General features: G+C 47.7%; 18 protein-coding genes. 7 read left to right on the top strand and 11 right to left on the bottom strand.

The genetic code is table 11. The features are described 5' to 3' along the window. Nucleotides 1-379 precede the first annotated feature (379 nt). The gene (gene polA / locus RM811_RS09675) at nt 380-3118 is read right to left on the bottom strand and encodes a DNA polymerase I (protein WP_402523420.1); all 2739 of its coding nucleotides are present in this window, start codon (nt 3116-3118) and stop codon (nt 380-382) included. A 42-nt stretch (nt 3119-3160) separates the two neighbouring features. On the opposite strand from polA, the gene RM811_RS09670 reads away from it, so the two are divergent. Together RM811_RS09670 and RM811_RS09665 are read left to right on the top strand one after the other, a co-directional pair. After that, a complete protein-coding gene (locus tag RM811_RS09670) occupies nt 3161-3625 on the top strand; it encodes a DUF2782 domain-containing protein (protein WP_402523418.1) in 465 nt (154 codons plus the stop codon). Nucleotides 3626-3816: 191 nt separating this feature from the next. Next, complete coding sequence (locus RM811_RS09665; RefSeq protein WP_402523415.1) at nt 3817-4794, top strand: homoserine kinase; 978 nt, start codon at nt 3817-3819, stop codon at nt 4792-4794. Between the two features lie 219 nt (nt 4795-5013). Here RM811_RS09665 and RM811_RS09660 read toward each other — a convergent pair whose 3' ends face one another. Then, complete coding sequence (locus RM811_RS09660) at nt 5014-5784, bottom strand: hypothetical protein (RefSeq protein ID WP_402523413.1); 771 nt, start codon at nt 5782-5784, stop codon at nt 5014-5016. 341 nt (nt 5785-6125) lie between these two features. On the opposite strand from RM811_RS09660, the gene RM811_RS09655 reads away from it, so the two are divergent. The 4 genes from RM811_RS09655 (at nt 6126) to RM811_RS09640 (ending at nt 9638) form a co-directional block, all read left to right on the top strand. After that, on the top strand, nt 6126-6608 hold the full coding sequence (locus tag RM811_RS09655) for a Fur family transcriptional regulator (protein WP_402523411.1): 483 nt from the start codon (nt 6126-6128) through the stop codon (nt 6606-6608). A 98-nt stretch (nt 6609-6706) separates the two neighbouring features. Continuing rightward, nucleotides 6707-7480, top strand: a complete 774-nt coding sequence (znuC, locus tag RM811_RS09650) for a zinc ABC transporter ATP-binding protein ZnuC (protein WP_402523409.1) — start codon at nt 6707-6709, stop codon at nt 7478-7480. Then, on the top strand, nt 7480-8262 hold the full coding sequence (gene znuB, locus RM811_RS09645) for a zinc ABC transporter permease subunit ZnuB (protein WP_402523406.1): 783 nt from the start codon (nt 7480-7482) through the stop codon (nt 8260-8262). The genes znuC and znuB overlap by 1 nt, the downstream gene beginning before the upstream one ends. Nucleotides 8263-8453: 191 nt before the next feature. Next, nucleotides 8454-9638 (top strand): hypothetical protein, encoded by a 1185-nt coding sequence (locus RM811_RS09640; RefSeq protein ID WP_402523404.1) that lies wholly within the window; start codon nt 8454-8456, stop codon nt 9636-9638. A 48-nt stretch (nt 9639-9686) separates the two neighbouring features. Here RM811_RS09640 and RM811_RS09635 read toward each other — a convergent pair whose 3' ends face one another. The 5 genes from RM811_RS09635 to RM811_RS09615 all read right to left on the bottom strand — a co-directional run bounded on the left by RM811_RS09635 (nt 9687) and on the right by RM811_RS09615 (nt 13762). Continuing rightward, a complete protein-coding gene (locus tag RM811_RS09635) occupies nt 9687-10337 on the bottom strand; it encodes an SCO family protein (RefSeq protein ID WP_402523402.1) in 651 nt (216 codons plus the stop codon). A gap of 9 nt (nt 10338-10346) precedes the next feature. Further along, nucleotides 10347-11249, bottom strand: a complete 903-nt coding sequence (gene cyoE, locus RM811_RS09630) for a heme o synthase (protein ID WP_402523400.1) — start codon at nt 11247-11249, stop codon at nt 10347-10349. Then, a complete protein-coding gene (locus tag RM811_RS09625) occupies nt 11246-12316 on the bottom strand; it encodes a heme A synthase (protein ID WP_402523398.1) in 1071 nt (356 codons plus the stop codon). The genes cyoE and RM811_RS09625 overlap by 4 nt, the downstream gene beginning before the upstream one ends. 102 nt (nt 12317-12418) lie before the next feature. Beyond that, complete coding sequence (locus RM811_RS09620) at nt 12419-13012, bottom strand: hypothetical protein (RefSeq protein WP_402523395.1); 594 nt, start codon at nt 13010-13012, stop codon at nt 12419-12421. A gap of 66 nt (nt 13013-13078) precedes the next feature. Further along, complete coding sequence (locus tag RM811_RS09615; RefSeq protein ID WP_402523393.1) at nt 13079-13762, bottom strand: SURF1 family protein; 684 nt, start codon at nt 13760-13762, stop codon at nt 13079-13081. Between the two features lie 97 nt (nt 13763-13859). Between RM811_RS09615 and RM811_RS09610 the strand changes: the two genes are divergently transcribed. Then, nucleotides 13860-14075: a DUF2909 domain-containing protein gene (locus tag RM811_RS09610; protein WP_402523390.1), complete on the top strand. Its 216-nt coding sequence runs from the start codon at nt 13860-13862 to the stop codon at nt 14073-14075. A 7-nt stretch (nt 14076-14082) separates the two neighbouring features. Here RM811_RS09610 and RM811_RS09605 read toward each other — a convergent pair whose 3' ends face one another. Genes RM811_RS09605 through coxB form a run of 4 tightly spaced genes read right to left on the bottom strand, consistent with a single transcriptional unit; the run spans nt 14083 to nt 18427 of the window. Further along, nucleotides 14083-14976 carry a cytochrome c oxidase subunit 3 gene (locus RM811_RS09605; RefSeq protein ID WP_402523388.1) on the bottom strand — a complete coding sequence of 298 codons (894 nt, stop codon included), beginning with the start codon at nt 14974-14976 and terminating at the stop codon, nt 14083-14085. 39 nt (nt 14977-15015) lie between these two features. Next, complete coding sequence (locus RM811_RS09600) at nt 15016-15582, bottom strand: cytochrome c oxidase assembly protein (protein WP_402523386.1); 567 nt, start codon at nt 15580-15582, stop codon at nt 15016-15018. A gap of 50 nt (nt 15583-15632) precedes the next feature. Next, the gene (gene ctaD, locus RM811_RS09595) at nt 15633-17228 is read right to left on the bottom strand and encodes a cytochrome c oxidase subunit I (RefSeq protein ID WP_402523384.1); all 1596 of its coding nucleotides are present in this window, start codon (nt 17226-17228) and stop codon (nt 15633-15635) included. Between the two features lie 11 nt (nt 17229-17239). Beyond that, on the bottom strand, nt 17240-18427 hold the full coding sequence (coxB, locus tag RM811_RS09590) for a cytochrome c oxidase subunit II (protein WP_402523381.1): 1188 nt from the start codon (nt 18425-18427) through the stop codon (nt 17240-17242). Nucleotides 18428-19357 lie beyond the last annotated feature (930 nt).

Raw genomic sequence — 19357 nt, 5'->3', positions numbered from 1 at the left:
GTCAACACAAAACACACAGTGAGCAATAAGAAACTCGTACCAAACTGCTGTCTTTTTCCTATCCTCATATACTCAGACAAGCAGAATTCGAAAAAGTTCCCGAAAAAATAAAAAAATTTCAGAGTTCCTCTGGGACATAGAAGAAAAGAAACAGGACAAACAAAAAAGCCAGCATCCAAATAAGGAATACTGGCCTGATACGATATATGGGGGGAACACATACCGCCTTTAAAATTACCAACACAAAACACACAAGGAGCAACTTATTCGAGGCTCACTACATGAGATACTCGTTTTGGTAAAAAGTTCCCGTCTTTAAGAAATGCTTACAAAACCCATCTCAGAACTTTTCTCTGATGCATCCTCGTAATGAATAGCATCAGTGTGCCTCATCCCAGTTATCTCCAACTCCCGCTTCAACCAGAAGAGGGACACTGAGCTCTGCTGCATCGGCCATCTGGGCTTTTATCCCCTCAACAACGGTCTGGACCTGGTCTTCTGCCACTTCCAGAACCAGTTCATCGTGAACCTGCATAATCACCCGGGCATTGAGTCCTGAGGTTTGCAGCCAGTGATCAACCTGAACCATTGCCCGCTTGATAATATCGGCAGCGGTGCCCTGCATGGGGGCATTGATGGCGGTTCGCTCTGCACCTTGACGGCGCATACCATTGCGGGCATTGATTTCCGGCAAATAGAGGCGACGACCAAACAGGGTTTCCACATAGCCTTTTTCCCGGGCAAAGGTTTTGGTCTCTTCCATATACCTCAGGACACCGGGGTAGCGCGCAAAGTAGAGATCAATATATTCCTGTGCAGACTTTCTGGAGACACCCAGCTGCTTAGCCAACCCAAAGGAGGACATGCCATAGATCAAACCAAAGTTTATGGCCTTGGCGCTGCGTCGCTGATCACTGGTTACATTATCAAGCGTGACACCAAACACTTCAGCGGCCGTTGCCTTATGAATATCCAACCCTTTGGCAAAAGCATCCAGCAACCCCTGGTCATGGGATAAGTGCGCCATAATCCGCAGTTCAATCTGTGAGTAGTCAGCGGCCACCAGCTTATAGCCCTTTGGTGCAACAAAAGCCTGACGCACCCTACGACCTTCTGGTGTCCGAACGGGAATATTCTGAAGATTCGGGTCAGAAGACGACAATCGTCCTGTGGCCGTTACCGCCTGATGATAAGACGTATGTATGCGCCCCGTGCCAGCATTAATCATCTTAGGCAGCTTATCGGTGTAAGTAGACTTCAGTTTGCTGAGCCCCCGATGTTCCAGAATCAATTTGGGTAAAGGGTAATCCAGTGCCAGCTCCTGCAAGACTTCTTCTGCGGTTGATGGCTGTCCTTTCGGGGTCTTTTTGATCACTGGCAATTGCAGCTTTTCAAACAACAATTCCTGCAGCTGCTTGGGAGATGACAGGTTAAACGCCTGACCGGCCGCATCATGGGCCGCCTTTTCCAGCTCTTTGAGCCGTTGTCCAATCTCCAGGCTCTGCTGACTTAACAGGCCGCCATCCACCAGCGCTCCGTTTCGCTCAATACGGGAAAGAATATCAACCAGTGGCATCTCAATATCATTGAACACCTTTGTTAGCGATGCTTCCGATTGCAACTGCTTCCAGATAGCCTGATGAAGACGCAAAGTAATATCCGCATCTTCTGCAGCGTAGGGACCAGCTTTTTCCAGTTCAATCTGATTAAACGTCAGCTGTTTTGCACCTTTGCCGGCAATATCTTCAAACTTGACGGTGCGGTAGCCCAGGTAATGATCCGCAAGGGCATCCATATTGTGTCGTGTAGCGATGGAGTTCAAAACATAGGACTCAAGCATCGTGTCAAAGGCGACACCTTTTATATGAATGTCATACCGGGCCAGCACGCTTTCATCGTATTTGAAATTCTGGCCAACTTTAAGTTTCTTCGGATCTTCCAGCAGCGGCTTCAGTTTCTCCAGTACCCAGTTTCTATCCAGTTGCACAGGTGCACCCAGATAATCATGAGCAAGGGGAACATAAGCCGCCTTGCCAGACTCCACGGCAAATGAAACCCCGACCAACTCCGCCACCATATAATTCAGACTGGTGGTTTCCGTATCAAAGGCAAACAGCTCTGCAGTCTCAAGCTGCTTCAGCCAATCGAGAAATACGGATTCGTCGGTAATGATTGTATATTCACCGGCAGGGGCCGCTGCTTCCTCATTCGAAGCTATGCTGGCGTCATCTTTTTCCAGCTCCGCAATTAGATTTCGGAATTCATACTCTTTATACAGAGCTAATAGCTTCTCTTTATCAACTGGCTGCATTGCCAGATTATCAATGGCAACCGGCAGCTCTACATCAGTCTTGATGGTCGCCAACTCTCTGGATAACAGCACGATATCCTTATGTTCAATAAACTTTTCCGCAAAATTCTTGCTGCCTCTGAATCCCAGTGCTGGCACTTCATCCAGTCGCTCAGCAATCTCATCAATACTGCCAATCCCATTAAGCAGAGCCAGTGCCGTTTTCTGACCAACCCCCGGCATGCCGGGAATGTTATCGCTGCTGTCGCCCATCAACGCCAGGAAATCAATAATCAAATGGGCGGGAACACCAAACTTGCTGGCCACTCCAGTCTCATCGGTGTGGGTATCATTCATGGTGTCGATCAGGGATACATGGGCTGAGACCAGCTGGGCAATATCTTTATCACCGGTGGAAATAATGGTGTCGATCTTATTTTCTGTGGCCTGCCGAGCCAGCGTACCAATTACATCATCCGCCTCAACACCACTGATCATCAACAGTGTCAGGCCCATGGCCCGGACGATCTGGTGGATAGGTTCTATTTGTGGTCGAAGGTCATCGGGCATCGGCTTGCGGGTTGCCTTGTATTCGCTGTACATCTCATGACGAAAGTTTTTGCCCTTGGCATCAAAAATCACCGTCACATGGCTGTCCGGATATTGCCGCATCAGGCTGCGCAGCATATTGGTCATAATCCTGATCGCCCCGGTAGGCCGGCCATCCGCTGTCCTCAGGTTAGCACGCTCAGAGGCATGAAAAGCGCGGTACAGGTAAGATGAGCCATCGACGAGTATGAGAGGCGGTGTACTGGCTTGTTCTGACATGGATTACGGACTCACTTACGATTCTGGGTAACAGGGTATAGAATGCTGTTTGAGCAAAATAGTGTAATGGTTTATAAGGCAATTATCATGAGGCTCCTGATGAAACCCTTCAGAAAAAGAGCGCAGTTGGGTATGGCATTCCTGCCCTTGTTTCTTTTTGGATGTGCAACACACAGTCCGGAAGGCTCTGAACCATCAGCAGCCAGCACAAACGTCACAGATAATCAAAAAGTGGTTGTTTTTACCGATGACTCGATCAAAAAAATCCCAAAATATCTGCGACCGGAATCGTTGGAGCAAAGGGATGATACATCCGTTGTGATCCGTACCGGTGACTCAAGAACCTATAAAGAATACCGGGTGGGTGGCCGGCTTTATGCTATCCAGGTTATCCCCAAAGTCGGTAAGCCATATTATCTCATTGCCTCAGACAATGAAGGTAATCCCATTGATCCAACAAAACGAACCCTGTTAGTGCCTTCATGGATTATTATTGAATGGCAATAAGGGAAACTGTAATTAAGAATGTACCATCGTTATTCCCGCGCAGGAGGATGTCGAAAAAGGTTGAAAATGCCGACTTCTCCCCCTTCCTTTCCCGCGAAGGCGAGAATGACGGATAGCTGGTACTTTCTACAGCGCCACTCCTCTGAAAACACTAGAACCATAGAGCTAACTATTTAACAAACAGGGACTTCATGGCTGTTTACACCCATTTAACTCAGCAAGATATTGAACAACTTCTGGCTCGTTATGATATTGGTAAACCAGTGTCGTTTAAAGGCATTGAAGGTGGCGTTGAGAACACCAACTACTTTCTGGATGTTGATAAGAAAGGTCATCTGCAGCGCTATGTTTTAACACTGTTTGAATACCTGCCTGCGGAAACACTGCCATTTTTCATTGCCTATACCGACGAATTGAAAGCCAGCGGCCTGCCGGTTCCAAATCCCATCAGAGACAGAAAGGGTGCAGCCCTGCAAACGGTAAAGGGAAAACCGGCTCTGATCGTTCAATGCTTTGAAGGGCAACACCCTGATGCAAAGAATCTCACTCTGGATCAATGCCAGCAAATTGGTACGATGCTGGCAAAAATTCATACAGCAGGGCAGAGCTCCTCACTTTATCAGGAAAATCAGAGAGGCCTGCCCTGGCTGGATGCTCAGCAACAAAGGCTGATTCCATTACTCAATCCAGATGATGCAAGCTTTATGGCAGAGCAGTGGCACAGCATATCGAAGGCCCTGGAAACCTTCAAACATCTGCCAAAGGGGCTTATTCATGGAGACCTGTTTCATAATAATGTGCTTTTTGATCAGGGAAAAATCTCAGCGGTTATCGACTTTTACCAGGCCTGTAATGATTGGCTGATTTATGACCTGGCCGTTACTGTAAACGACTGGTGCCTTACAGATAACCTTGAGCTGGATAACCAGCGTCTGAAGGCGTTGACTGAAGCCTATATCTGGGTTCGACCATTGACTGAGAATGAAAAAAAGGCATGGCCTTTAATGTTACGTCTGGCAGCATTCCGGTTCTGGATTTCCAGACTGATCACGTTTGTTTACCCTGAGCAAGAAGCCGATGGCGAACACCAGGAAAACCATGTTCGTGATTTTCTCGATCCGGATGAGTTCAAAATAATGCTCAAGCTAAGAACAAACATCCTGGACTGAAGCTCCCCTGACACAGTATTCAGTGAAGCGTTGAGCGCCATGCACTCACTTGGGGAACAGTTTTTTTATTTGACAACTTTCCTGTTTAGAACTCGACCTCCGCTCATCCTGAGCGGGGTCGAAGGGTCTAAACCGGAGGTCACGCCTTTCGACTCTTCGACGAACCCATAACTCGGGAGCGGAGTCCAGAATATCAGAATATTCAGACGTTATTCAGGGCTACGACGAATTATCTTTTTCTATCTGCTTCCACGTTTCGATACGACTATCGACCAATCCCACTTCAGGCAACTCTTTGGATAAACGCTCTGGGTATTCTACCTCATCGCTCGCTTTTGGCTGAGGGGTATCTATACCAGAACTTACCGGTAAATCCATTACCGTTAACAGAATACTGGATTCTTTCGAAGCCTGATCCTGAACGGAGCTTCTATCGTCACTATCAGTCACCGGATCTTTGGTTTCTGGCATTGGTGGAATTAACGAACGGGTGTCATCATCATCACTGCCGCTCTCAACACCCGACTTTTGAACGTTATCATCATCTGATAATGATTGGGCCTGTAATTCTAAAGGAACCTGATCTCCAACCGTGCAGCTTTTGTCATCACCGTTCACCGGATCTTTGGTTTCTGACATTGCCGAACTCGACGAATTCGAACTTAACGAAAGGGTTTCATCATCACTGCCGCTCTCAATATCCGACTTTTGCCCGTTTACCCCGATATCACCCTCTGATAATGATTGGACTGGTGATGCTGAAGAACCCTGAACTCCAACCGTGCTGCTTTTGACATCACCGTTCACCAGATCTTTGGTTTCTGACATTGCCGGTCTTAACGAAAGGGTTTCATCATCACTGCCACTCTCAACATCCGACTTTTGCTCGTTTACCCCGATATCACCCTCTGATAATGATTGGACCGGTGATGCTGAAGAACCCTGAACTCCAACCGAGTAGCTTCCATCAGCGACTGCCGTTCGTGACAAAATACCCTCACCTGAATGATCTTGATCAGTGGAAGATAATCCAGGTTCGGAAACAGGATCAGAAACACTTAACTCCCTATTCAGGGCTGGAACTTTTTCAGGATCCACGGGGATGTTATCAGATGCTAAATTAGAACAACTTCCCGAGGCACCAGTATTAAGAGGACTTGTTTCCATAGTAAACCTTAATTCAGTTGGCTAAAAAAGTGACGCCATGACTGTGACTGTCATTAATGGGATTTGTTCAAAATAATGTAACAATTTATAGCTGTAAAGAATGACGCTACAACAACAAAACGTTACAATATAACAATCACTCACAATACCCCGATTCAAGAACCATGTCAGACGAGCTTAATCCGTACGTAAATCATAACCATGGGCTCTGTATTCAATCAGCTCTTCGGGAGGCTCACGACCTGTGCAAACGCAGAAATGTTCGCCTCACTGCCCTGAGAGAAAAAGTACTGGAACAGATCTGGCAAAGCCATCGTCCGGTTGGGGCCTATGATATACTGGCACAACTCACCCAGGGTGAATCACGCCCGGCCCAGCCTCCGACGGTCTACCGTGCCCTGGATTTTCTTCAGGAGCAGGGGCTGGTTCACCGCATCGCATCAATCAATGCCTATATAGGCTGCAGTCATCCGGGCAAGCAGCATAATGGCTACTTCCTTATTTGCGAACGCTGTAAAATCACCGCTGAGCTCGAACACCCGGAGATTGATCAATCGCTGAAATCCTGTGCCAGTGATCATGGTTTCACCATTAACAAAACCCGCATCGAATTAACGGGCTTATGCATCAACTGTCAAAACACCTGATCGGCCATGAATGAGCCGCTCTTTGTCCATACACCCGCGTAAATCACCGCTGGCAGGATTTTTTTTGTTTTTTGATTAAAGAGCAGAGCCAACAGATTATGAATCAACCACTGATAGAGTTGAGTGACATCTGGATGAAATTCCAGAACAGAGAAGTGCTTACCGGCGTCAACCTGCAGGTGAATCCTGGTGAAATTGTAACCCTGATTGGCCCAAATGGCGCCGGCAAAACCACCCTTGTACGCATTGCTCTTGGTCTGCAAGCGCCATCTTCAGGCCAGAGAACAGTAAAAAAAGGGCTTCGTATTGGTTATATGCCTCAGAAACTGCATATCAATGACTCAATGCCTTTAACCGTCAATCGCTTCCTCAGGCTAACAGGTTGTCGCTTAACCGCTGTCAACAATGCCCTGGACCGTACCGGCGTTACCCATGTTCTGCAATCACCCCTGCAGTCGCTTTCTGGTGGTGAACTCCAAAGAGTTCTGCTGGCACGGGCACTTCTGCATAAGCCGCATATTCTGGTGCTGGACGAGCCTGTCCAGGGGGTTGATATCACCGGTCAAAAAGCGCTTTATCAGCTGATCACCGATCTTCGAAATGAATCCCGCGACCAGGAAAACTGCGCCGTTCTGATGGTTTCCCACGACCTTCATCTGGTCATGGCCTCTACTGATAAAGTCGTTTGTATCAATCAGCATGTCTGCTGCTCGGGGCATCCCCAACAGGTAAAGCAGCATCCAGCCTACCTTCGTCTGTTTGGTGGTGAGTCTGATGAACTGGCCATATACACACACCACCATGATCACCATCACGGAATTGATGGCCATGTGCTCGACCCGCAAAAAGACTGCTCAAAAGGAAGCCAGTGATGTCTGATATTCTCCTGTATGCCTTACTGGCAGGCTATGGTGTAGCCATTCTGGCGGCGCCCCTGGGCTGCTTTGTTGTTTGGCGAAAAATGGCTTATTTCGGCGATACGCTCTCTCATTCGGCGCTACTGGGTGTTTCCCTGGGCTTGATGCTGGACGTAAATATCAATCTGGCGGTAATCTGTAGCTCATTAATAGTCGCCCTCATTCTGGTCAGCTTCCAGGAAAAGCAACGCATTGCCTCCGACACCCTGCTGGGCATTCTCGCTCACAGCTCTCTTTCTATTGGTCTGGTTGCCGTCAGTTTTGCTGATAATATCCGGGTAGATATGATGTCCTACCTGTTTGGCGACCTGCTGGCAACAGGCCCATCCGACCTGTACTGGATATATGGCGGGGGAGGCGTGGTTCTGGCTACCCTGGCATGGCTCTGGAAGCCCTTGCTATCGATGTCCGTTCATGCCGAGCTGGCTCAGGTGGAGGGTATACCGGTCAAGAGGCTCAGGCTGGTGTTAACCCTGTTAATGGCACTGGTTATTGCCGTAGCCATGAAGATTGTAGGGGTTCTGCTGATTACCTCACTGATGATTATTCCGGCTGCCACAGCTCAACGCCTTGCCAAAACACCAGAGCAAATGGTCCTGTTTTCAGCATTACTGGGCCTTCTGGGGGTTTCCGGTGGCTTAATAGCCTCATGGTACCTGGACACACCCGCAGGCCCATCAGTCGTTGTATCCAGTTTTTTACTCTTTCTAATGACTCAATTAATTAAAAAGAGATAAAAAGTAAAATAGCCAGCCAACGCTGGCTATTAGATTAAAGTAGAATACTTATAAGTTTTTTATTCATAATGAATAAAAAAATGAGCCTACAATTGATGTAACAACGTTATTTTAAATACCAAAGTCTAATTGCAGATATTTGTCTATTTATCAAGAATATGGTTCAAATTGATGTAAAAAGGAGTTTCATCATGCCTAGCGCTCTGGCTCAAATATTAGGATCAGGAAATCTAACTGATTTAACTCAAACCAAAAAGCCACCCAAGCTCGCCGCTAAACTGCTAGTCAATGGGAATGGCCAACCCATTAATGGAACTTTGTTACTTAACAGATCACCCGCTAAAGTTGAAGCTACTCCTTATACCGCTCGTGGAGTGTCTGCAGTTTCTAATGGTGTAAATGCCATCCCAGAAACTCCACCTCCACCGCCACCTCCACCAGCTTTTGTACCGCCGCCTCCGGCATCTGGCTCGCCAGTAGCTACCATGCCCAAAAAAACCTGGAACCAGGGTGGAAATAAAAATAAACAATCTACTGCTGCATTGAAAATGCAAGAGAAGATGGCAAAGCAGGCAAAAAACAAGTCAACTTCAGCGCAAGGAGATCTTCTTGCTCAAATTAATGCCAAAATAAAAAATAATGCCACTGAACCAGTGGATGCAGTACAAATCCAATCCACTGAAAGCACTCCAGTTACTTTTAAAACAGCATCAGAATACATCAATGATGGAGCATGGGATCACTATAAAGACCAGCTTACCAAAAAAGTCATTGCTGCCAGTGGTATTAAAGGTAACAACACACACTTAAATTCTCTAATGAAACAACACGCAAATCATGCGGGTAAAGAAGGTAACCATGATGCAGTTCGTAGTGACATAGATGCTGAAGGAGAGAAAAAGAACCCTGGAAATATTCAAAAAAGTAAATATGAAGCTTATATTCTCGGGCGTGATCAAAAGCAAAATCTGTTGAATGACTTCAATCAGAACATTAATGAATTTCTTAATCAGTACTTGACAACTTTGTCAACTACAGCAAAAAAACATGGCAAAAATATACAAGAATTAATGAGTAAATGGTTTGAAATCTCGACTTTAGCTAAAGCTCCAGCCGAATTCTTTGCTGAAAATACAGAGTTGACTGGACAACTGAAAAAAACTGGCTGTCAGGTTCAGTGGCTTAAACAACAAGATATGACTGAAGAGTTTATTGATGGGCTTATTAATTATGATAATGCCCCAGAGAAAATAGCCACTCATATTAATAAGATATTCAGTCGTGAAGAAAAAGCATTGGATAATAAAAAATATGAGATTCAGAAAGCACAGGAAAAGCATAAGTCAAAACTTTCTAAACTGCTTGGAAAGAAATAAAGTTACTTTATTTCCACCGGTTAGCCTTTGCGCTAACCGGTGGAACTATCAGTCACTCACGCTATTGAGCACAGAGGATAACTTAACCGGATCCAGTGGCGGCCTGATAAACCCATGATAATCACCTTTTGGATTGATCAACGCCAGATTCGCCCCATGATCCACTAAATAAAACTCATCTTCCGGATCAATGACCGGTGTAAATGGCACATTCATCTGAACAGCTAGATTGTAGATATTCGCAATATCACCCGTCACCCCAATAAAATCTTTATTGAAGTAAGGCACATACCCCTTCAGTTTTTCCGCCGTATCCCTTCTTGGATCCACCGACACCATAATGTACTGCATGCTTTTGGCAAGCTCGGGTGACTCTTTCTTTAACAGGGTGTCCAGTTTATTCAACTGGCTCAGCGTTGCCGGACAGATATCAGGGCAGAAGGTGAAGCCAAAGTAGATCAGGCTCCAGCGTCCTTCGAGATTCTCCGGCTTAAATGGCTGGCCGTTATGGTCAACCAGGCCTTCCATATTAAAGGTTCTGGGGGTCTCAAAAACCACAGCCCCCATCTGCTGTAGCTGCTCTTTAGACAGTGGGGGTTTGTTCAAAAATTTATTAAACGTCAGCCCCATAACGACGGCGACTACAGCCAGTAAAATAGTGACCGTTTTCCTCACAGCCTTACTCCTTTTGGTATCCACAATCGCGCCTTAAACCCAGAGATAAAATGAATAGTGATCCACCAGCAGAACCACAAATAACAGCATCAGGTAAGTTATCGAATACCTGAACGTTTTGATGGCTGCATGGGGGCGGCTGTCACGAAGCAGAACGATCGCCCAGTAAAGAAATCTTGCACCCAGAATGCTTGCCCCCATCAAATAGATAACCCCACTCATCCCGGTCAAAAATGGCAGTATGGTGACCACGCACATAATGATGGTGTAGAGCAGAATATGAAGCTTGGTATAAGCCTCGCCATGGGTAACCGGCAACATGGGAACATCCGCCTTGGCGTACTCCGCCTTACGATGAATGGCCAGCGCCCAGAAGTGGGGAGGGGTCCAGGCAAAAATAATCAACACCAGTAAAAGACCATGGCCGTCAAATTGACCGGTTACTGCCGTCCAGCCAAGAAAGGGAGGCGCAGCACCCGCCAGACCACCAATCACAATATTCTGGGGCGTTGCCCGCTTCAGAATCAGCGTATAGACAACGGCATAGCCCATCAGCGATGCAAAGGTTAACCAGGCTGTCAGCGGGTTCACCAGAAGAAAGAGCATGGCCATTCCCATCGACCCAATGGCAAAGGCAAAGATAACGGCCTGAAAAGGCTCGACACGACCGGTGGCTACTGGCCGTTTATGGGTTCTCGCCATCATGGTATCGATTTTCCGGTCAACCACGTGGTTGATAATGGCTGCTGCTCCGGCACAAAGAGCAATCCCGAGATTGCCAAAAAACAGAATATCCAGAGGCACCCAGCCAGGGGTCGCCAGATACATACCAATAACCGAGGTTAAGATCATCAGAGCGACAACTTTGGGCTTGGTCAGCTCCAGGTAATCCCGCCAGTGGGCACTCCCTGCCTGCAGTACATTCGATTGACTCATGCTTCAGCACTCCTTGTTTCTGACGCTTCTGACAAAAGAGCGCCGCCAAAAAGAAAGTAGTTATAGGCCACCAGAGATAACAGCAACAGTGCGCCACCCAGGTTGTGGGCAACGGCGACAGCCAGCGGCAAGCTCCAGATTATATTGCTCAGGCCAAGACCTGCCTGAATAACCACCATCATCAAAACCAACAGTGCCAGCCTGCGAACCATCGCCCCGGAAACACCGCCAACTCCCACTGACACTCTAAACGCAACAGGCACTTGTATCGTTAGTAATAGTACTGTCAGTAATGCCCCTGTGCGATGAGCAAAATGAATAGCCGTTCTAGCCTCAGCGTGCAACTGCCCACCCAGATAGTTCGGGCCAATATCCTGGCCAACATCGAATCCTTCCTCAAAATTCATGGGAGGCAGCCATTGCCCCTGACACATGGGCAGGTCAGGACAGGCAAGGGCGGCATAGTTTGAACTGGTCCAACCACCCAGACTGATCTGACCGATAACCACCAGCAAACTCAAGACCACAATGCCTTTCAGCCAGAACACCGGCGGTGCAGGCACCTTCTGTTGATGCAAACCCGACAGCCTCAGCGTTAACAAGAACAGCAGACTGAATGTAGCAAAGCCACCCAGCAAATGAGCCGTAACCACCTGCGGCCATAACTTCAGCGTCACCGTCCACATACCAAAGGCAGCCTGAAGTGTAATCAGAAGCAGAATAAGAATGGGGAGCTTGAAGGGCTGACCCGGTTCACGGCGATGCCTGATCGCCTGAATGACAATCCCCAGAACAAGAATCATCAGAGCCCCGGCAATATAGCGATGGCTCATCTCGGCCCAGCCTTTATTCACCTCAACAGGAGCATCGGGGAACAACATCTCTGCGACTGCAATTTCCTGCTGCGTATCTGGCACCGTCAGAAAACCATAGCAACCGGGCCAGTCCGGACAACCCAACCCGGCATGCACCAGCCGCGTATACGCCCCCAGGCCAACCACCAGACTCGCCAGCAGCGTGGCAACCAGAGCGAGATAAAATCCCTTTTTCCTTATCGCTTTCTTCATGAAAAGACACCATCAAGTTGACTACCCATTACCAACCCTTTTATTAACCAATAAATACCAGATTAAGGAGAAATAAATGCTCGAATAATCATTTAGTACCCATTAACCGATATTGGATGCTTTCAGCAGTTTTTTCAGATCTTTCAGCAGGTCTCCACCCGGCTGGCCCACCTGATACCCCATGATCAAATTACCGAAAGGATCAATGATAAAAATCCGGTTTTCCGGCCATTGCAGCAAACCAAGGGTCTTTTGAATGTTTTTATTGTCAGCTTTAAGCCAATAGATTCCGGGGTGCTCGGATTCCAGTTGGTCCGATGGCTCCGGTTTTCCCGGTGCGATATAGAAACGGGTTATCCGGTCAGCATCTTTTCCCAGTGCGATATGAACCTGCCGGGTTTTGTAGAGACTTTCCTGACATTGAGACTCATTACAGCGGGTGCTGCCAAACACCACGACACGCCACAAACCTTCTGTGTCATCAGGATCAACGGTGGCATCTCCATCCTGAAGGTTTAAGGCTGAAAATTGGGCAGGGGGTAAGAGCAGCTCGCCTTTATTGGTGCGTCCATCCGGCACCCCGAGCCCGGTAAAATACATAAGCCATGCCATGCCCATGGCAATAGAAGGAATCAGAACTACCAGGGCAAGCTGAAGACGGCTATTCTTTTTCGGTTTAGCGATTATTTCCGGCATGATTACCTCACAGGTCACGTCTTTTCATTGAAAGTCATGCTTATTGTTTTTATATAAAAGTGCCGCTCATGGCTGTTTTCCTGCACGAATCATCTGAAATCCATACAAAACCAGAAGTACAAGCGCCATTGCAAACCATTGAAACGCATACCCAAAATGCTTCTCAGACTTCAGGTTGACCACTACCGGTCGAACCTGCTCAGCCTGTGGCTGACCATTGTTGAGTATTAAAAAAAAGTCTGGTGTTGTGCTTTCAATAGCCTCTGACATCCTGAGCTGGTCAAGGGCCTGAATGCGTTTTGGCCAACCGTCTTCCCAAATATCCTCAGTCAACATGAAAGGTTTACCCAGAGGGTGGTACGCAAATCCGGTGAGAACCAAGTGACCCGGATCGGTTCGTACCTCAGGTAATTGCTCACGGTCTCCGGCAGGAATCCAGCCTCTGTTAATCAGCAACCATTCCCCCTCATCAGTTAGCAAAGGCATAAACAACTCGTATCCGGCCTCTCCCTGGTAAACCTGATTATCCAGTAAAAAATACCGATCGGGATCAAACCGCCCACTCACGGTTACTGGCAAAAACAAGGGGTCGTCATGCAGTTGAGCCTGAGAAATAGTGACCGGCGCAAGGTCATGCCGGGACTCATAAGCCTGCTCCAGCACCAGCTTTTGCTCATAACGTGATAGCTGCCAGAAACCCAATACCATCAGTATTGGCAGTAGGGCAATCACTAATAGGGTCAACTTCAATCTGAATCCAAACATCAAGTGAACAGTCTTTCTATGTTAAGGTGTGAAAAAAATAAGTTCATACCAACAACTTGTGGATAACTTTTGAGCTAAGAACATGTGGATAAAACTCGTTATTATTCTTCTTTTTGTTGCCGTTGTTATCAGCCTGGGTACCGGCTTTTATTTTTTACTCACTGAAAAAAAGGGCTCAGCCAAACTGTTAAATTCACTGAAAGTGCGTATCGGGCTTACCGTACTTATCATGGTGATCATCGTTGTTGCCTGGCTGCATGGTGATATTCACAGCCAGGCCCCTTGGCTTTACCGGTGACAGCGGCCTAAACCAGATAAACAAACACAAATAAGCCAACCCAAACCACATCAACAAAGTGCCAATACCAGCTGGCCGCCTCAAAGGCAAAGTGGTTCTCCGCCTCAAAGTGTCCCCGATAAACACGAGCCAGCATCACGGCCAGCATAATGGCGCCCAGCGTTACGTGAGCACCGTGAAAACCGGTTAACAGAAAGAAGGTCGAGCCATAAATCCCGGCGCTCAATGTCAGGCCCAGCTCGTTATACGCTTCAATATATTCTTCTGCCTGAAAGAACAGGAATGCAGCGCCGAGCACCAGTGTGATGATCAGCCATAACTTCACTTTGTAACGCTCATTCGCTCTCAGCGCATGGTGAGACAGCGTCAGGGTAATACTGGAAGTCACCAGCAAAAGCGTGTTTAACAATGGCAGATGGAAAGGGTCAACGACATCTGCCGCACCAACAAACAGGTCATTATCCGGGTTTACCATCAACGGCCAGTCGGCGACAAAATCAGGCCAGAGGAACTGATGGGTCATCGCTCCTTCAGCCTCACCGGCCAGCCAGGGGACGGCCAGCGTCCGGACATAAAAGAGCGTGCCAAACAGTGCCGCAAAAAACATGATTTCCGAGAAAATAAACCAGAACATGCCCCAGCGAAATGTCCGGTCCATTTGAGCACTGTAAAGCCCGGAACGTGATTCCTGGATAACATTCCCGAACCAGCCAAACAGCATCCAGGCCATAAGCAGACCGCCCGCGTAAAATACGTAGTGGGCATTGGAATCCTTAACGCCCGCTGACATGTCGTTAATCATCATACCGGCACCGGCAAGGGTCATAAAAAGACCGATGGATGCGATTATTGGCCACTTGCTTTGGGCCGGAACATAATAGGTACCTTCTTCGGTAGCCATGATCCTCTCCTGATTAGGCAGGGAGTACGCCCTTGCTCCCTAATTCAAATGAGTTACATCAAACAGTGTGTACGACAAGGTTAGCTTTTTAATATGTTTTGGCAGTTCCTGATCGACAATAATCCGTAACGGCATCACCTTTTCTTCATAAGGCTCCAGTGTCTGGGTAGTAAAGCAAAAACACTCCACCTTATGCAGATAGTTCGTGGCTTCAAAAGGGGTGACACTGGGAATTGCCTGGCCAACCATTCTTTTCCCGGTTGGGTTACGGGCCACAAAAGTCAAAAGCCCGGGCTCACCGGGATGAACCGTTACCTGCGATGTGCTTGGTGAAAAATCCCAGCTCATGCCTGAATTTTTCGTTGCCACAAACTGCACTTTAATATCACGACTGGTATCAACTTCAGCGGTGGTCGCCTGGTACTGGTAAGCAACCGGGTCAGTTTTGCCATTGAGTCCGGTTACCTGACAGAACACGTTGTACAGCGGTACCATGGCAAACCCGAAAGCGAACATGCCACAGGCCGCAAGAATAGAACGGAAAACGGTACGACGTGTTGAACGCTCAACCTCACCCTGGGTTGCGCCTTTTTTCTCATCGCTCATGCTGCCTCCCACAGTTCAAATCACGCCAAATCACGTTCCCCTCCAACATCTTATTTAATATCCGGCGGGGTGGTGAACGTGTGATAAGGAGCTGGTGAGGGCACACTCCATTCCAACCCTTCCGACCCTTCCCAAGGTTTAGCAGATGCTTTTTCTCCACCTCTAATACATTTGATAACGATAAAGAGGAACAGAAACTGAGTGGTGCCAAACATGAAACCACCGATACTGGACATTTCATTGAAGTTGGCAAACTGCAGGGCATAGTCAGGAATTCTTCGGGGCATTCCGGCAAGACCTACAAAGTGCATGGGGAAGAAGGTCAGGTTCATGCCAATAAATGACAGCCAGAAATGCACTTTGGCCAGCGTCTCGTCATACATATGACCCGTCCACTTGGGCAACCAGTAGTAACAGGCCGCAAAAATGGCAAAGATCGCCCCGGGCACCAGCACATAATGGAAATGAGCCACCACAAAGTAGGTGTCGTGATACTGGAAGTCAGCCGGGGCAATGGACAACATCAACCCAGAGAAACCACCAATGGTAAACAGCACCACAAAGGCGATTGAGAACAACATCGGCGTTTCAAACGTCATGGAGCCACGGAACATCGTGGTAACCCAGTTAAAGACCTTCACACCGGTTGGCACAGCAATCAACATGGTGGCGTACATAAAGAACAACTCACCGATCAGGGGAATCCCCACGGTGAACATATGGTGAGCCCAGACAATAAACGACAGAAACGCAATACTGGCAGTGGCATAAACCATGGAGGTGTAGCCAAACAGGGGCTTACGGGCAAAGGCCGGGATAATGGCTGAGACAATGCCGAAAGAGGGCAGAATCATGATGTACACTTCCGGGTGCCCAAAGAACCAGAAGATATGCTGGAACAATACCGGGTCGCCACCACCGCCGGCATTAAAGAAACTGGTGCCAAAGTGAATATCCAGCAACATCATGGTCACCGCACCGGCCAGTACCGGCATAACCGCAATCAGCAGATAAGCGGTAATCAACCAGGTCCAGACAAACAGCGGCATCTTCATCATGGTCATACCCGGAGCCCGCAGGTTCAGGATCGTGGCGATGATGTTAATGGCCCCCATGATGGAAGAGACACCCAGCATATGGATGGCAAAGATGAAGAAGGTAGTTGAGGGCGGCGCGTAATCCGTTGATAGCGGTGCGTAGAATGTCCAGCCAAAGTTAGGCCCTCCACCCTCCATAAACAATGTGCTTACCAGCATCACTGCGGCGAAAGGCAGTATCCAGAAACTCCAGTTATTCATGCGGGGCATAGCCATGTCCGGAGCCCCGATCATCATGGGAATCATCCAGTTGGCCAGTCCGACAAAGGCGGGCATAACCGCACCGAACACCATGATCAGGCCATGCATCGTAGTCATCTGGTTAAAGAAGCCCGGTTCGACAATCTGCAGCCCGGGCTGAAACAGCTCAGCCCGGATAATCATCGCCATGGCGCCACCGGTCAGAAACATGATGAAACTGAACCACAGGTACATGGAGCCAATGTCTTTGTGGTTGGTGGTGAGAACCCAGCGCATCAAACCTTTTGCAGGACCATGATGATGATCTTGTGACGCGCTATCTTGAACAGAGTCAGTTACCGAAGTCATATCAATGCTCCTTACAGGCTCGCCTGTTTGTTATCGGGCATGGCCTGCCTGGCCGGATCTTTCACGTATTCGCCAGTTTTCTTATACTCCACGATCTCTTTTGGCGTCACCATTTCGCCGGTATTGTTGCCCCAGGCATTACGCTCGTAGGTAATAACTGCCGCAAGGTCCACTTCATTCAGCTGACCGGCAAAAGCCTGCATGGCGGTGCCTTTCTTACCGTTCATCACCATACCCACATGAGCACCGATCTGATCGGCCTCCATCGCCATTGGATTGCCTTTCAGGGCAGGGAAGATGGGAGGCATACCTGCACCATTTGGCTGGTGACAAACCGCACAAACCTTGTTGTAAGTCTGTTCACCGCGGGCCATCAGTTCGTCCATGGTCCATGTTTTGTCATTCAGCTCACGTTCTTTTTCTGCTTCCGCCTGTTTCGCCAGAAGCCATGCCTCATAATCCTCTTCCGACACTGCCTCAACAACAATGGGCATATAGCCATGATCTTTACCGCACAGCTCTGCGCACTGCCCACGGTAAGTTCCGGGCACATCGATATTGGTCCAGGCTTCGTTAATAAATCCGGGAATGGCATCACGCTTTACCGCAAAGGCAGGAACCCACCAGGAGTGAATCACATCCGCGGCAGTCACCAGGAAGCGAATCTTTTTACCCACCGGGACAACCAAAGGCTCGTCAACCTCAAGCAGGTAATTAGGATTCTTGTTCCGAACGTTAAGAATCTGCTCTCTGGGCGTGCTCATATTACTGAAAAAGGAAACATCTTCGCCCACATACTCGTACTGCCACTTCCACTGGTAACCGGTGATTTTGATATCAATATCAGCCTCATCGGTATTGTAAATATCCACCAGTGTTTTGGTCGCCGGAATGGCCATCAGAACAAGAATTAAAAACGGAATGGACGTCCATATAATCTCCACCAGAGTACTTTCATGGAACTGGTGGGGTACGGCGCCTTTGGATTTCCGGTGCTTGAAAATAGAGTAAAACATGACACCAAAAACGATCACGCCGATAACGACACAAATCATTAATATGGTCATATGAAGGCCGTAGATATTGCGGCTGACAGCCGTAACACCTTCGGTCATGTTGACTTCCCATGCAGCACGGCTACTACCCGTTACAGCCAGTCCCGCAAGAAGAAGAAAGAGAGATTTCGCCTGCTGCATCATTCCCTTACATCCCCTGACTATCCGCTGATCGCAGCGGAAACTTCTTATTATTATTGTGCAGACTTATTGTGCTGCTTTACTTCTCAGAGGTGTGACTGATAACGGGCCATTAGTCCCGGTTACCTGTGCCACGATACTGACCTGTCCAATGGTCTTATTGTTACAAGCATTGATCAACTCCAACCCATGATAAAGCCAGTCTGTGCCATTTACGCCGGTAAATCACACAGAAACACAGGAGGGGAGAGATATTGCTTTGATTTATCTGGCCTGAAAAACCCCACTACATCTAATCAAGAGCAGATATGCAACCAGTATTGAGACAAAGCCAAACTACTTTCATACACACAACTGCAAATCCAACACCTCAAACCATAGAAAACCTATGGTGACTTACCACAAGAGCGACTTATCACAAGAAGACGCCCCAAGCAGAACACTCTGGGTCTGACAATAATCGTCCATAGAGTATAGTTCCAGAAATCTATTAAACAACATGATGAAAAAAAATGAAATATTCAATTTAACAAAACACTATTAATGTCGTTTATTTATCGCTTAAGCTATTCATTATCAAAGGCTATAACGGGCTGTAATTAAACGACATTTTTCTTCAGCGACCTGACTCATTCCACCGTCTCCTTTTAATTTAATAAAAGTTGCACTGAATTCTTATGTTATAGAGAAAACAACCCGGTAAGGGTGCAATTAAAAATGTCCAAAAGAGAAAGTCGAAATGGCTATAGCTCTTAAGGTAGTGGAACTGCAGGAAATACCCACGTACCGTCATCCCCGCGAAGGAGGCTGTCGCAAAAGCCCTAAAAGAAGGGAACCACAAAGGCACAAAGACACAAAGTTTTTTTGGTTGCTCTCAGGCTACCCGTTGAACAAACCAGACCCTTCTTTTCTTTGTGTCTTTGTGTCTTTGTG

This window comes from Endozoicomonas sp. (assembly GCF_031844845.1).
Lineage (GTDB): Bacteria > Pseudomonadota > Gammaproteobacteria > Pseudomonadales > Endozoicomonadaceae > Endozoicomonas.
The sequence above is the reverse complement of the archived record's forward strand: the minus strand, read 5'-3'. Positions and strand labels throughout refer to the sequence as shown.

What these genes read in the sequence shown, in the direction of transcription:
- RM811_RS09610 (WP_402523390.1), top strand. Translation starts at nt 13,860, where the DNA reads ATGTGGATAAAACTCGTTATTATTCTTCTTTTTGTTGCCGTTGTTATC.
- RM811_RS09620 (WP_402523395.1), bottom strand. Translation starts at nt 13,012, where the DNA reads ATGCCGGAAATAATCGCTAAACCGAAAAAGAATAGCCGTCTTCAGCTT.
- coxB (WP_402523381.1), bottom strand. Translation starts at nt 18,427, where the DNA reads ATGATGCAGCAGGCGAAATCTCTCTTTCTTCTTCTTGCGGGACTGGCT.
- RM811_RS09665 (WP_402523415.1), top strand. Translation starts at nt 3,817, where the DNA reads ATGGCTGTTTACACCCATTTAACTCAGCAAGATATTGAACAACTTCTG.
- znuB (WP_402523406.1), top strand. Translation starts at nt 7,480, where the DNA reads ATGTCTGATATTCTCCTGTATGCCTTACTGGCAGGCTATGGTGTAGCC.
- znuC (WP_402523409.1), top strand. Translation starts at nt 6,707, where the DNA reads ATGAATCAACCACTGATAGAGTTGAGTGACATCTGGATGAAATTCCAG.
- cyoE (WP_402523400.1), bottom strand. Translation starts at nt 11,249, where the DNA reads ATGAGTCAATCGAATGTACTGCAGGCAGGGAGTGCCCACTGGCGGGAT.
- RM811_RS09670 (WP_402523418.1), top strand. Translation starts at nt 3,161, where the DNA reads ATGCTGTTTGAGCAAAATAGTGTAATGGTTTATAAGGCAATTATCATG.
- polA (WP_402523420.1), bottom strand. Translation starts at nt 3,118, where the DNA reads ATGTCAGAACAAGCCAGTACACCGCCTCTCATACTCGTCGATGGCTCA.
- RM811_RS09655 (WP_402523411.1), top strand. Translation starts at nt 6,126, where the DNA reads ATGTCAGACGAGCTTAATCCGTACGTAAATCATAACCATGGGCTCTGT.
- RM811_RS09600 (WP_402523386.1), bottom strand. Translation starts at nt 15,582, where the DNA reads ATGAGCGATGAGAAAAAAGGCGCAACCCAGGGTGAGGTTGAGCGTTCA.
- ctaD (WP_402523384.1), bottom strand. Translation starts at nt 17,228, where the DNA reads ATGACTTCGGTAACTGACTCTGTTCAAGATAGCGCGTCACAAGATCAT.
- RM811_RS09605 (WP_402523388.1), bottom strand. Translation starts at nt 14,976, where the DNA reads ATGGCTACCGAAGAAGGTACCTATTATGTTCCGGCCCAAAGCAAGTGG.
- RM811_RS09625 (WP_402523398.1), bottom strand. Translation starts at nt 12,316, where the DNA reads ATGAAGAAAGCGATAAGGAAAAAGGGATTTTATCTCGCTCTGGTTGCC.
- RM811_RS09640 (WP_402523404.1), top strand. Translation starts at nt 8,454, where the DNA reads ATGCCTAGCGCTCTGGCTCAAATATTAGGATCAGGAAATCTAACTGAT.